The sequence below is a fragment of the Brevundimonas sp. genome (genome assembly GCF_013823285.1).
Classification (GTDB): domain Bacteria; phylum Pseudomonadota; class Alphaproteobacteria; order Caulobacterales; family Caulobacteraceae; genus Brevundimonas.
The window spans coordinates 39,169-51,434 of sequence record NZ_PNLV01000006.1 but is presented as its reverse complement, the minus strand read 5'-3'; the positions used below and the strand labels follow the sequence as shown (position 1 = coordinate 51,434).

The following is a 12,266-nucleotide window of genomic DNA, read 5'->3' as shown; positions in this document are numbered from 1 at the left end:
GCGACCGCTGGACCGTGGTGCGGGCGCGTCCGAGCTATGACGAGATGCTAGCGCGGGAAACGGTGGCGGGGTGGCTTTGAGGTGAGGGCTTAGAGGGTAGGGCTTAGGGCTTAATCATCGCCCCTAAGCCCTAAGCCCTACGACTCCTTCACAGCCCCGGATCGATCGCTCCGGCCTCGCGCATCCGGGTCTCGCGGGCCATGCGGGCGCGGCCGTTCAGTTCGTCGGCCATGTCCTTGATTCGGTCCGAGGCGGCGGTCCTGGCCACGCCCGGAACGAGGGCGTGGAGGAAGGCGAATCCCGCCGCGCCCAGCAGGCGGAAGCCGAAGGACGACGCCGCGCCCAGGTGCTCCAGATAGGATTCCTCCACCTCGCGCGGGTGATTCAGAAACAGTCGATGGAACGGTGTCGTCATGCTGCGGCGATCCTCACCCCTACCCGTGGAACCCGATCTATCCTAAAGCGGCGGTGACGATCAGGAAACAGGCCGAGGCGCAATCGGCCCAGAAGAAAAGACCACGACCATGTCCGACGCCAAGACCTTTCGCTGGGATGACCCGCTGGATCTGGAGGGCCGTCTGACCGACGACGAGCGGATGATCCAGGGCGCCGCCCGGTCCTACGCTCGCGAGGCCCTGCTGCCCCGCGTGGTCGCGGCGTTCCGCGACGAGACCTTCGACCGGGCCATCATGACCGAGATGGGCGAGATGGGCTTTCTGGGGGCCATGCTGCCGGAGCAGTACGGCGGCTCCGAAGCGTCCCATGTGGCCTATGGCCTGATCGCGCGCGAGATCGAGGCGGTGGATTCGGGCTATCGCAGCGCCATGAGCGTGCAGAGCTCGCTGGCCATGTATCCCATCTATGCGTTCGGTTCGGACGAGCAGAAGATGAAGTTCCTGCCCAAGATGGCGGCGGGGGAGCTGATCGGCTGTTTCGGCCTGACCGAGGCGGACGGCGGGTCGGACCCGGCGTCCATGAAGACCAAGGCCGTGGCGGTGGACGGCGGCTATCGCCTGAACGGCGCCAAATACTGGATCACCAACAGTCCCATCAGCGATCTGGCGGTGGTCTGGGCCAAGCTGGATGACGTGATCCGGGGCTTCATCGTCGAGCGCGACTTCGACGGCTTCACCACCGACAAGATCGGCGACAAGCTGTCCCTCCGCGCCTCGGTCACCGGCGACATCGGGCTGAACGACGTGTTCGTGCCCGAGGCCAACATCCTGCCGGGCGTGAAGGGGCTGCGGGGGCCGTTCAGCTGCCTGAACAAGGCGCGCTACGGCATTGCGTGGGGCGCCATGGGGGCGGCGGAGTTCTGCTTCCACGCCAGCCGCGACTATGTGGGCGAGCGCATGCTGTTCGGGCGGCCCCTGTCGTCGCGCCAGCTGGTGCAGAAGAAGCTGGCCGATATGCAGACCGAGATCTTCCTCGGCCTGGAGGGCGCGCTGGCGCTGGGGCGGCTGCTGGACCAGGGGGCGTGGGTGCCCGAGGCCATCTCCATGATGAAGCGCAACAACTGCGGCAAGGCCCTGGCCGTGGCCCGCGAGGCTCGCGACATGCACGGCGGGGCGGGCATCACCGGCGAGATGCACGTGATGCGCCACGCCATGAACCTCGAGACCGTCAACACCTATGAAGGCGCCCACGACGTCCACGCCCTGATCCTGGGCCGGGCGATCACGGGGCAGGCGGCATTCTAGGGCGCTACCGCTCGGCTCGCGGAGGCTCGCTGCTTGAGCGCGTCTTTAGCGCGCTACCGCTCGCCGCGCGGCGGCTCGCTGCTTGAGCGCGTCATGAGCTTATTGGTCGGGCTGCGTCGTCTGCGCGGCTTCGGGCTCGTCGTCCTCCACCTGGGCGCCGCTGAGTTCGGGGGAGTACAGGCCGGTTATGAAGCGGGCGGCGAGGCCTCCGGGGCGGAAGCGGGGGCCGAAGCGGGCGCAGGGGTCCGGGTCGGCGATGGCGCGCACTGCCCGTTCCTCAGGGCTGAAGGCGTCGCCTACGGCGTCGCCGAACGGCCCGGCCAGCTGCACCGCATCGCCCACCCGCGACAGGGACGGACTGTCGGTCCCCACGGCCTTGGCGTCGCGGGACCACAGGATGGCCGCCGCCTGGCCCTGATCATTGGCGGCCAGCAGCTCGGCCTCGGCGGCCAGCCCGCCGAGCGTGCCGGGCACGCGCAGTCCGATGGGGCCGGGAATGAAGAAGCCCGAGGCGGCCGAGGCGGCCGAGGCGGCGCGGCCGGTCGGCCCGATCCGCGTCACTACCGCCCGCACCCGGCCCGCGTCCGGGGCGGCGTCGGCAAGGACGGTGAACCGCTCGCTGACCTCGTAGCAGATCTGCCGATCCACCTCGCGCAGCACCAGGGTCCGCTCGAAATCGGTCAGCCCCTCGCCCACGCCGGGCGCCAGGATGGCCGGTTCGATGAACAGGCGGTCGATCTGCGACGCGAGGGCGTCGTCGCGGCGCTCCTGGATGGAGGCCCACACCGTGCCCTCGCGCACGACGAGGCCGTCGTAGCTGCTGAGCAGGCCCGAAGGCTCCACCGCCGCCGTGCCGCACGCGGCCAGGGCCAGGGCGCCGCAAGCCGCCGTCATCACGTGAAATCGCATCCGTCTTCACCCGGTCAGAAACCATCAGCGGCGATCATCGCCGCGAAGCCCTAGCTACGGTTCAGGCGCAAGGTGGTTGCATGGCGGTTCGCACACCGTTGTCATCTGGCTGCGCCGGTCTATCCTCGCACCGAGGGCATGGAGGGGTCATGACACAATCCGAGGTCGCCGAGGCGGATCCGTTCGCGGGTCTGAGAGACATGTTTCAGGGCCGTCGCGTTCTGTTGCTGGAAGACGATCCGGCTCTGGCCGAGCATGTGGCCGACCGACTTCTGAAGGCCGGGTTCACGGCCGTGGACCGGGTCGAGGCGGGCGAGGAAGCCCTGTCGCTGGCCGAGGGCGGCGGATACGACGTCATCATCCTGGACCGCATGACTGCCGGCCTGGACGGGCTGGAGACGCTGAAGCGGATCCGCGCCGGCGGGGGGCCTTCGGCGGAGGCGCCGGCCCTGATGCTGACGGCGCTGGGCGGCGAGGGCCAGAAGGTGGAGGGCCTGCTGTCCGGCGCGGACGACTATCTGGCCAAGCCGGTGGGCGACGAGGAGCTGGTGGCCCGCATCGCGGCCCAGCTGCGGCGCGCCGCACGGGCCGCCCCCGCGGCCAACGGTGCGGACATCATCAACGGGCCGTTCCGTCTGGCGCCCGGGGCGCGGACCCTGACGTTCGCCCTGGGGGACATGACGCCGCGGCAGATCGAACTGTCGCCGCTGGAGTTCGGCATCGTTTGCGAGCTGATGACCGCGCGCGGTCAGCCGGTGACCAAGACCATGCTGTGGGACCGCTGCTGGGTGGAATGGAAATTCCTGCCCGACAATTTCGTCAACATCATCGACGCCCGCATCTCGGCGCTGCGGCGGCGGCTGAAGGAGGCGACCCCGGAGCTCGGCGAGGGCCTGCACCCCCTGATCGTCTCGGCGCGTAGCCAGAGCCTCGTCTTCCGCGATCTGAGCGGGGTCGGATGAGGCGGCCTTGATCCCCTCCAGACTGTTCACGGCCCTGAGCCGTGCGGCGCTCAGGCCTACGGCCACCCAGCTGACGGCCGCCATGGGCGTCCTGGCGGCGATGGCCCTGACCGGCTCGCTGGTGGTGACCGGCCTGGCGATCCAGACCGACCAGCGCGAGAAGGCGGCCCTGATCGCCCTGCAGGACTTCGCCGCCATGGCCGCCAAGCTGGGGGCCGACGACAGCTTTTCGACCCAGACCCTGACCGACACGGACGCAGCCTGGCTGGCCGCATGGCTCGAGGCGGTTCAGACGCGGCCCGGCGATGCGCGGTCGCTGGAGGCGGTCTGCCGCACGGGCCGCGGCGGCGCGGGCGTGCGTCTGATCGAGGCGCCGGGCGTCGCGCCCGCCGGCCTTGCGGCCCTGGCCGAGGCGGAGGCGGATCCCATCGAGCGCCTTGGCGACGGGGTCCATGTGCTGAGACTGGAGCGCGGGGCGCTGTGTCCGAATCGCGCGGTGGAGGTGGCCGCCGTGCGTCAGCCCTACGGCGCCCTGACCCTGACCGTGGGCCGGGTGGTGGAGCGCAGCGGCGCGCCATGGGGCTGGGCTGTCCTGACCATTCTCGTGACCGGCGTCCTGATTCTGGTCTTCGGACTGGGGGCTGCGGCCCTGGCCCGGCGGCGCCTGGCGATCGACATCGAGCGGCTGAGCCAGACCCTGGACCGGGCGGCGGTGGGCGATTTCGCCGAGCGCGCGCCGGAGACCGCCGCCGCGCCGGAGCTGACCGGCCTGACGCGGCGCGTGAACCAGACGCTGGACCGGCTGGAGGAACTCATGGACTGGCTCCGGGACGCCTCGGACCAGCTGGCCCATGATTTCCGCACGCCCCTGGCCCGGGCCTCCTCGCGGCTGGACCGGCTGGGGGAGGCGGCGGACGAGGCGGAGCGGGTGCGTCTGGCCGGTCAGGCGGGTGCGGACCTGGCCCAGTTGACCCGCGCCATGAACGAGGCCCTGGCGCTGCGGGACGGCGCCTCCTGGGTTTTCGAGCCCGTGCGGCTGGACGGCCTGGCCGCCCAGGTGATCGAACTGTACGAGCCTGTAGCGGCCGAGCGGGAGATCAGCATCGTCGCCGATCTGGCGTCGGTGGAGATTCCGGGTGTGCGCACCCTGTTGCAGCGGGCGGCGACCAATCTGCTGGATAATGCGGTGAAGTATTCGCCGCCGGGCGGCGTCGTGCGCGTCACTGTGGCCCTGGACGGCGGGGAGGCCGTGCTGCGTGTGGCGGATCAGGGGCCCGGCTTCGCCGGGGCGGCGGCCCTGACGCCGGGCGAGGGGCCGGAAAGCCATGGCATGGGTCTGCCGTTCGTGCGCGCCGTGGCGGGTCGGCACCGCGGCGACCTGATCATTGATGACGCATCGCCAGGGGCTGTCGTCACGGCGCGTTTCCGGGTCTAGTCTGTAATCTGGAATCTGATGGGGGCTTGCTGCGTGAATACGATCCAACTGCGCCGGGCGGCGGCCGTGGCGGCCCTGACCTTGAGCCTGACGGCGGCCGGCGGCGCCTGGGCCCAGATGCCCCCGCAAATGCCCTATGACGCCGAGCGTGGAGTCTTCACCTTCGCGGCAGGGATCGAGCCCAGCCTGCCGGCGGTGGTGGCCATCACCACCCTGGGCGCGGGGGGCGGACCCTCGCGCGGGGATGACGGTCCCAAGGAGATATCGGGCGGATCGGGCGTCATCATCGACGCGGCTGGCGGAGTGATCATCACCAATCACCATGTGATCGACAACGGCACGGCGTTCCGGGTCGACCTGCTGGACGGCCGGTCCTATCGAGCCGAGCTGCTGGGCGCGGACCGGGCCACGGACATCGCCGTGCTCAGGATATCCGCGCCCGATCTGACCCAGGTTCACATGGCGCCCGCCGGAACCCTGCGCAGCGGCGATCTGGCGTTTGCGGTGGGATATCCGCTGGGTCTGGACCAGACCCTGACCATGGGCGTGATCTCCGGGCTGGGCCGTTCGGGGCTGGGCGACGCGGTGGAGGACTACATCCAGACAGACGCGGCGGTGAACGCGGGCAATTCGGGCGGGCCGCTGCTGGACAGCCGGGGGCGGCTGATCGGCATCAATACGGCGATCCTGTCGGGCGGCGGCATGGGCGGGGGCAACGACGGCATCGCCTTCGCCGTGCCCATCAACATCATGCGTTTCGTGACGGACCAGATCCTGGCCACGGGCGAGGTGGTGCGGGGCGAGACCGGGGCGACCGTGTCTTCCCTGACCCCCCGCCGGGCCGAGGACATGGGGCTGGAGCTCGGCCGGGGCGCGGTGGTCGAGGACGTGATCCCCGGCTCACCCGCGGACCGGGCGGGCCTGAGGCGCGGCGACATCATCACGGCCCTTGAGGACCGGGTGGTCTCCAACGGCGGCACGGTCCAGGCCATGACCGGCATCGCGCAACCGGGCGCGACGCTGGAGGCGACCTATCTGCGGGACGGCCGGTCGTTCGAGACGACCCTGACGGTGCAGCGGCCCAACGGTCCGGTCATCGCCATGGGCGGCGCAGGCCTTTCGGCCCACGGGGCGCGCTTCGCCGACATGGACGGCGGCGTGGTGACGCGTTCGGTGGAGGCCGGTTCGCCGGCGGCCCAGGCCGGGCTGACCGCGGGCGACGTGGTCACCCGGGCCGGGAACGCCACGGTGCGCAGCGCAGCCGATCTGGAGCGGGCCCTGTCGGGGGCGCGGCGCGAGATCACGGTGACGGTGACACGGGGCGCGGAGACGGCGACGGCGACCTTGCCGGCGGCCTGATCCAGGGGGCAGGCCCCAAACGCAAAACGCCCGCGCGACCGGGAGGGGGAGGTGTCGCACGGGCGTCTCGCTTGGAGGTTTGCCGGCCCGTCGAGGCCCCATGAAATCCAGGGGGGCTGGGGGGGCTGTTCAGGATCCGGGATCTCCGGCGACCCCGACTGGCCGACACTGCTTATCTGGGCGCCCAAACGGGCGTTGGAAGGACCGAAACAGGGCCTTTTCGTGTTCGCGTCGTTTTTCTTCAGGGGCCGGTCAAATCCCCGTTCCCGCCGCTGGCGTTGCAGGCGCTTCGCGCTAAGCTGAAGACGATGAGCGTCGACGCCTCCGACAGTCCCGCAAGCCACGGCCAGGCCGGTCCGGTGTTCTTCGACCGCCGCGAACTGGACGCCATGCTCAGGGTCTATGGCCGCATGGTGGCGGCGGGGGAATGGCGGGACTACGCCATGGCGCCGGGCAAGGACGCGGCCGAGTTCGCCGTATTCCGCCGGGCCGGGGACGCCCCCGCCTACCGCATCGAGAAACGCCCGGCCCTGGCCCGGCGTCAGGGCGCCTGGGCGGTGATGAACCACAGCGGCATGATCCTGAAGCGCGGCCGCGACCTGGCCCAGGTGCTGCGTGTGTTCGACGCCCGTCGGTTTCAGGTGGTGGAATAGAAAAGGCCCCCGGGAGCGATCCCGAGGGCCCATTCTTAGTTGGCCTACCGCGCTTCGCGCTACTTGAGGCCGTTCTTTCTTGGCCTACCGCGCGTTGCGCGACTTGAGGCCGTTTAGCGCACCACCAACGCGCTCAAGCAGCGAGGCTCCGCGAGCCCAGCGTAGCGCTACTCAAAATTCCTATTCACGCCCGCCCATGAAGGCCAGCAGGAACTGGAACAGGTTCACGAAATTGATGAACAGGGCCAGGGCGCCGAAGCCGGTGGCCACGCCCATGGCGGCCTTGTCGCCGCCGAGCGCGTAGTAGGTCATCTTCAGGCGCTGGGTGTCATAGGCGATCAGGCCCGAGAAGATCAGCACGCCCAGGGCGTTGATGACGAAGTACATCAACGGATTGGCCAGGAACATGTTGACCACCATGGCGATGATCAGACCGATCACGCCCATGATGAGGAAGGTGCCCCAGCCGGACATGTCCTTCTTCGTGGTGTAGCCCCACAGGCTGAGCGCGCCGAAGGCGGCCGCCGTCACGAAGAAGGTCGAGGCGATGGACGTGCCTGTGTAGACCAGGAACACCACGCCCAGACCGGCGCCGATGGTGGCGACAACGGCCCAGTAGAGCAGGTTCACCGCGCCCGCCGTCGGGTTCTTCATGAAGAACATGGAGCCGAACAGCATGGCCAGCGGCGCGAAGGCCACGATCATGCCCAGCGGGGTGTAGCCGACGCCGCCCTGGGCGGTTTCGGCGAACAGATACTGGCCAACCGCCGGCACATTGCCGGTGACGTAGGCCAAGACGCCCGCCACGACCAGGCCCAGGGCCAGCTTGTTGTAGACGCCCAGCATGAAGGCGCGCAGGCCGGCGTCCACCGCCATGTCCGCGCGGGCCGGAGCCTGGGCCGGATAGCCTCGGTTGAAGTCGTTCATCGCGTCTCTCTATCTCCATATGGCCGGGTCTGGACCCGGCCCTCGTCGTCAATATCGGAATCCCCGCCCGCCCTTGCAAGCAAAACCGGTTTGTCACGGTTCGCGGCGCCGCGTTAGTGATGTCACATGATCAGACTGTTCGCCGCCGTTCCGGTCCCTTTCGACATCGCCGAAGGCCTGGCGCGGCGCCAGCGGGGCCTGCCCGGCGCGCGCTGGCGGCCCCCCGAGGCGCTGCACATCACCCTGGCCTTCTACGGCGAGGTGGTCGAACCGCGCGCCGATGATCTGGCCGCTGAACTGACAAGGGCGCGCGTTGATCCGTTCGAGCTGACCCTTGAGGGCGTCGGGGCCTTCGGCGACGATCACCGGACCCGCGCCCTGTGGGCCGGGGTGACGGCATCAGAGCCCCTGAACATCCTCGCCGGCCGGTGCCGCGCGGCGGGGCAAAGAGCGGGCGTGGTCATGGAATCCCGTGACTATCGGCCGCATGTCACCCTGGCCTATCTGAAAGGGGCCGAGGACGACCGTGTGGGCGCCTGGATGACCGGCCACAACCTGCTGCACTCGCCGCCGTTCCGGGTGGAGCGGTTTGGCCTGTACGCCAGCGTCCTGACCGACGCGGGATCCCATTACACCCTGGAACGGGAGTATCTGTTTTGAGCGACGTGAAGATCGAGACCGAACGGCTGATCCTGCGCCCCATAGAGATGGCGGACTTTCCCCGCTGGGCCGAGTTCATGGCCGACGAGGTCAGCGCGGAATTCCTGGGCGGGGCGCAGACGCCCGCCGCCGCGTGGCGCGGCTTCATGACCATGGCGGGGGCCTGGCATCTGACCGGCGCGTCCATGCTCTCGGTGGTGGAGAAGTCGAGCGGCCTGTGGGTGGGGCGGCTGGGTCCGTGGGCGCCCCTGGACTGGCCGGGGACGGAGGTGGGCTGGGGCCTGCACCGGGACGCCTGGGGGAAGGGCTATGCGGTGGAGGGCTCGACGGCGGCCATGGACTACGCCTTCGATGTGCTGGGCTGGGACGACGTCATCCACTCCATCGCCCCGGGCAACCGAGCATCGCAGAAGGTGGCGGAGCGGCTGGGCTCGACCAATCGCGGGCCGGGGCGCTTGCCGCCGCCGCTGGATGGTCTGACGATCGACATATGGGGTCAGACGCGGGCCCAGTGGAAGGCGCGGCCGCGTTAAGCGGCGTCAGTGCGCTCGCGGAAGCTCTGCTTCATGGCGGCGACCCAGCCGGTGAAGGTGTCGGTGCGCGCCGCCAGGGTGGCGAAGTCCGAGGCGCTCTGGTTGGACCCCGGCCCCGCCAGGGCGATGCGCAGGGCGCCGGACGAGCGAGCGCCCTCGATGAATCCGGCATAGCGCTCCGAAAGACGCGCCAGCGGCGCGGGCTGGCGCGCCAGGCTGTAGCCGACGCCGGCGCGGATCAGCCGGGTCTCCTCCGCCGCAGTCAGGGGCGTTGAGGCGTCGCGCCACCGCTCACCCAGCAGGGCCTCATAGGTCGCGGCGGCCGCGCCATAGTCCAGTCGCCGCCAGTGCAGGTCGGCGCGCACCTCACGGGCGGGGACGCTCTGATCCGATCCCAGGATCTCCAGCGCATGGTCATAGCGGCCGAGCTCCATCAGGGCGCGGGCCTCGACCGCCCGGCGTTCTGCGTTCAGGGCGTTGGGCAAAAGGGTGGTGCGGGTCGCCCAGATGGCGCGCAAGGCCTGTTCGGGCTGGCGGTTCATCAGATAGACGGCGGCCAGATCGGTGGCGATCTGGGCCTGGGCCACGCCGTCCAGGCGGTTCTCGACCTGGTGCTGCAGCAGTTCGGCGGCGGGGGCCAGCAGATCCACGTCGATCAGACGGCGGGCCAGGCGGCGCACCATGTCGTCGCCGTCGGCGCCCACGGGCGTCAACTCGCGGAAATCATAGAACAGGGCCAGGGCCTGCACAGGCTGGAGGCCATCGGCGGCGCCCTCCAGGAACAGGCTGCGGAAGGCCTGGGCCAGATCCTGCTGCAGTTCGGAGGACTGGGGCAGGGACGAGAACCGGGTCCCCGCGCCGCGCAGGGCGTCCAGCGCCTCGCGATAGCGGCCCTGGGACAGATAGATGCCGCCGAGTGAGCGGATCACCTCAAGCTCCACCGCGTCGCCGCGCCAGCGCCAGCGCAGCGGCTCCAGCTCGGCTGCGGCCTGGGTGGGGGTCAACTCGCCCGCCGTCATGCGCAGACGGATCGCGCCCAGCCGCGCGGGGGTGGAGAGGCCGTCCAGCGGTGCGCGGGCGACGGCCTGATAGACGGCCAGGGCGCGGTCAGTCTGGCCCTCCAGCTCGAACATGCGCGCCTGGATCAGGCGGGCGGCCAGTTGTTCGGACGCGGGCGGGTTCTGGCTGAACACAAAGGCCAGCAGGGAGCGGGCGGCGGCCAGGTCGCCTGTCTCCAACGCCGCCAGCGCGTGGGCCGTGCCGAACCGGGCGCGCCAGACGGCCGGGAACTGATCAATGGCCCGCGCGCCCCGGGCGAAGGCCTGACGGGCCGTGGTCCAGTCGGACTGCTGGGTGGCGATGTAGGCGCGCCAGACGTCGACGGACGGATCATTGGCCAGGGCCGAGCCAGAGAAGTCGGCCAGCGCCTCGTTCTGGCGGCCGATGGCTGCGCGGGCGGCACCGCGAAGGCCGCGCACCTCCGGCTCGCTGGCCATGGCGGGGGCGGAGGCCACAAGGGCGTTGAGGGCGCCGATGGCTTCATGATGCAGGCCTGTGCCGATCAGGAACCGGGTCAGGGCCAGCCGCGCCTCGACGGGCGCGCGGGGATTGTCCTCGGCGTCGGCGGCCTCGCGGACGGCGTCGGCCTGGAGCTGGCGGCGACGGGCGCCGAACTCGGCCTCCCCCGTGTCGGCCCAGGTGGCGAGGATCAGGGCGGCGTAGGGGGCGCGGCGTGGCGCACCGGCCTGGGCTGCGGCCGCCTGAAGGCTGTCGGTGGGGCGCGACAGGCTGAGGCCCGAGGGCCGTGTCATGCGCACCAGATCGCCCTGGACGGACACCCTGAGGTCGTCCGTGGCGGTTTCTATGCCCAGACCCTGGGCGGTGGGCAGCAGGGTCAGGTCGACCAGGCGGCGGCGCGAGCCCATGCCCTTGGCCGGCGCCAGGGCCGTAACGGCGGCGAACCGGTCGCCCACCAGCGGATCGGTCAGCCATACGGCGCGCCCCGCGCCCGCCAATTCGGCGATCAGGGCGGTGGGGCCGGTATTCTCGTCGCGGCTAAGCAGAACGCCGCCGGGCCCGCCGGCCGGGCCTCCGAGAGACACGGTCCAGGCCGAGCCTTCGCCATTCGCGCTAAGGGTCAGGTTCTCCGGCGCCGCTATGCGCACGGCCACATAGTCGGGCCCGGCCGCCCATCGAACGCCCGTGGCGGGGCCCAGGTCACGGTTCGCCTCAGCATTCAGATCCAGCCGTGCGGCGTGGTCGAAGACGATCCAGACAGCCTCGCCCCGGCGGAACACCGCGGCGCCCACGGGAGCAGCCCATTCGAAACGCAGCTGAAGACGGTCGGGACCGGCGGTGACAGCCACGGGAACAACGCCCGAAGCCGGGACGGCGGGCGAGGCGGCGGCCGCAGGACCCCGGCCGGGCGCGTAGAGGTTGACGAAGACGGCGCCGTCGGCGCGGCCGGTGATCGCCTGGGCGCCCTCAAGCAGGTGGATGACCACCTCGGTTCCGCCTTGGACGCCGCGCGTTTCGACGCGCTCGACCCCGGGGGGCGGATCGACCCGCAGGCGGGCGATGTCCGGCGCGGCGGTGGAGCCCACGCGGATGATGATCTGACGGTTCTCCCGGCGGATGCGGGCGCGCGCGCCGATCACGCCGGCGAACTCCACGCGGGTGAAGGTGTCGTTGGCTCCGACGCGCACGGCCACAGGCTCGAGCGCGGCGTCCTGGGCGGCGCTCGGCGCCATGGGGGCGAGCGCCATCGTCCCCGCAGCCGTCAGGGCCACGGTGGTCTCCAGCAATCCCTTGCGCGCGGCCTTTCCCGACATGGGGGCAAGGTGGACGAAAAGCCCTTTAATCGCGGTTAACGGATGATGACCGGAAGCGCCCGGATCAGGTCCTGGTCTCGGGGGTCAGGTCCGGCCAGTCGGCCATGGTGCCAGTGCTTTTCGGCGGGTTTTCGGAGCCTGTGAAGACCCCCTGCAGTCGGGCCCCCGGCTTCAGGAAGACGATCACGTCCTCGTACTCGTAAAGCACCACGCGCTGGGTGCTGTTGGACAGGCGCACGGCCATGGTGGAGATCGGGGTGTCCAGGTCGTCGGCCATGATGTCGTCCTTGGTTTGAA

Annotated in this window: 12 protein-coding genes; 7 read left to right on the top strand and 5 right to left on the bottom strand. The window is 70.4% G+C overall.

Annotated elements, in window-relative coordinates; all coding sequences use genetic code 11:
• Positions 1–148: 148 nt before the first annotated feature.
• Positions 149–415 (bottom strand): DUF6356 family protein, encoded by a 267-nt coding sequence (locus tag C0461_RS02110; protein WP_292103509.1) that lies wholly within the window; start codon positions 413–415, stop codon positions 149–151.
• 109 nt (positions 416–524) lie between these two features.
• Here C0461_RS02110 and C0461_RS02105 point away from each other — a divergent pair, with 109 nt between their 5' ends.
• Complete coding sequence (locus C0461_RS02105) at positions 525–1,700, top strand: acyl-CoA dehydrogenase (protein WP_292103507.1); 1,176 nt, start codon at positions 525–527, stop codon at positions 1,698–1,700.
• Between the two features lie 99 nt (positions 1,701–1,799).
• Here the strand turns inward: C0461_RS02105 and C0461_RS02100 are convergent, their stop codons facing one another.
• A complete protein-coding gene (locus C0461_RS02100; RefSeq protein ID WP_292103505.1) occupies positions 1,800–2,609 on the bottom strand; it encodes a DUF3313 family protein in 810 nt (269 codons plus the stop codon).
• A gap of 149 nt (positions 2,610–2,758) precedes the next feature.
• On the opposite strand from C0461_RS02100, the gene C0461_RS02095 reads away from it, so the two are divergent.
• The 4 genes from C0461_RS02095 (at position 2,759) to C0461_RS02080 (ending at position 7,018) form a co-directional block, all read left to right on the top strand.
• Positions 2,759–3,571, top strand: coding sequence for a response regulator transcription factor (locus C0461_RS02095; RefSeq protein WP_292103503.1), 813 nt, complete (start codon positions 2,759–2,761; stop codon positions 3,569–3,571).
• A gap of 7 nt (positions 3,572–3,578) precedes the next feature.
• Complete coding sequence (locus C0461_RS02090) at positions 3,579–5,006, top strand: ATP-binding protein (RefSeq protein WP_292103501.1); 1,428 nt, start codon at positions 3,579–3,581, stop codon at positions 5,004–5,006.
• 33 nt (positions 5,007–5,039) lie between these two features.
• On the top strand, positions 5,040–6,365 hold the full coding sequence (locus tag C0461_RS02085; RefSeq protein ID WP_292103499.1) for a trypsin-like peptidase domain-containing protein: 1,326 nt from the start codon (positions 5,040–5,042) through the stop codon (positions 6,363–6,365).
• A gap of 308 nt (positions 6,366–6,673) precedes the next feature.
• Entirely contained in the window at positions 6,674–7,018 is a 345-nt protein-coding gene (locus C0461_RS02080) for a DUF2794 domain-containing protein (RefSeq protein ID WP_292103497.1), read from the top strand.
• A gap of 180 nt (positions 7,019–7,198) precedes the next feature.
• Here C0461_RS02080 and C0461_RS02075 read toward each other — a convergent pair whose 3' ends face one another.
• The gene (locus C0461_RS02075) at positions 7,199–7,945 is read right to left on the bottom strand and encodes a Bax inhibitor-1/YccA family protein (RefSeq protein ID WP_292103495.1); all 747 of its coding nucleotides are present in this window, start codon (positions 7,943–7,945) and stop codon (positions 7,199–7,201) included.
• Between the two features lie 126 nt (positions 7,946–8,071).
• On the opposite strand from C0461_RS02075, the gene thpR reads away from it, so the two are divergent.
• Both thpR and C0461_RS02065 read left to right on the top strand, forming a co-directional pair.
• Entirely contained in the window at positions 8,072–8,605 is a 534-nt protein-coding gene (gene thpR / locus C0461_RS02070) for an RNA 2',3'-cyclic phosphodiesterase (protein ID WP_292103493.1), read from the top strand.
• Positions 8,602–9,138, top strand: a complete 537-nt coding sequence (locus C0461_RS02065) for a GNAT family N-acetyltransferase (protein ID WP_292103491.1) — start codon at positions 8,602–8,604, stop codon at positions 9,136–9,138. The genes thpR and C0461_RS02065 overlap by 4 nt, the downstream gene beginning before the upstream one ends.
• Here the strand turns inward: C0461_RS02065 and C0461_RS02060 are convergent.
• Both C0461_RS02060 and C0461_RS02055 read right to left on the bottom strand, forming a co-directional pair.
• A complete protein-coding gene (locus tag C0461_RS02060; protein ID WP_292103489.1) occupies positions 9,135–11,969 on the bottom strand; it encodes a hypothetical protein in 2,835 nt (944 codons plus the stop codon). The two genes, C0461_RS02065 and C0461_RS02060, sit on opposite strands and share 4 nt — an antisense overlap.
• A gap of 64 nt (positions 11,970–12,033) precedes the next feature.
• Positions 12,034–12,246 (bottom strand): hypothetical protein, encoded by a 213-nt coding sequence (locus C0461_RS02055; protein ID WP_292103487.1) that lies wholly within the window; start codon positions 12,244–12,246, stop codon positions 12,034–12,036.
• Positions 12,247–12,266 lie beyond the last annotated feature (20 nt).

What these genes read in the sequence shown, in the direction of transcription:
- C0461_RS02110 (WP_292103509.1), bottom strand. Translation starts at nt 415, where the DNA reads ATGACGACACCGTTCCATCGACTGTTTCTGAATCACCCGCGCGAGGTG.
- C0461_RS02105 (WP_292103507.1), top strand. Translation starts at nt 525, where the DNA reads ATGTCCGACGCCAAGACCTTTCGCTGGGATGACCCGCTGGATCTGGAG.
- C0461_RS02100 (WP_292103505.1), bottom strand. Translation starts at nt 2,609, where the DNA reads ATGCGATTTCACGTGATGACGGCGGCTTGCGGCGCCCTGGCCCTGGCC.
- C0461_RS02095 (WP_292103503.1), top strand. Translation starts at nt 2,759, where the DNA reads ATGACACAATCCGAGGTCGCCGAGGCGGATCCGTTCGCGGGTCTGAGA.
- C0461_RS02080 (WP_292103497.1), top strand. Translation starts at nt 6,674, where the DNA reads ATGAGCGTCGACGCCTCCGACAGTCCCGCAAGCCACGGCCAGGCCGGT.
- C0461_RS02075 (WP_292103495.1), bottom strand. Translation starts at nt 7,945, where the DNA reads ATGAACGACTTCAACCGAGGCTATCCGGCCCAGGCTCCGGCCCGCGCG.
- thpR (WP_292103493.1), top strand. Translation starts at nt 8,072, where the DNA reads ATGATCAGACTGTTCGCCGCCGTTCCGGTCCCTTTCGACATCGCCGAA.
- C0461_RS02060 (WP_292103489.1), bottom strand. Translation starts at nt 11,969, where the DNA reads ATGTCGGGAAAGGCCGCGCGCAAGGGATTGCTGGAGACCACCGTGGCC.
- C0461_RS02055 (WP_292103487.1), bottom strand. Translation starts at nt 12,246, where the DNA reads ATGGCCGACGACCTGGACACCCCGATCTCCACCATGGCCGTGCGCCTG.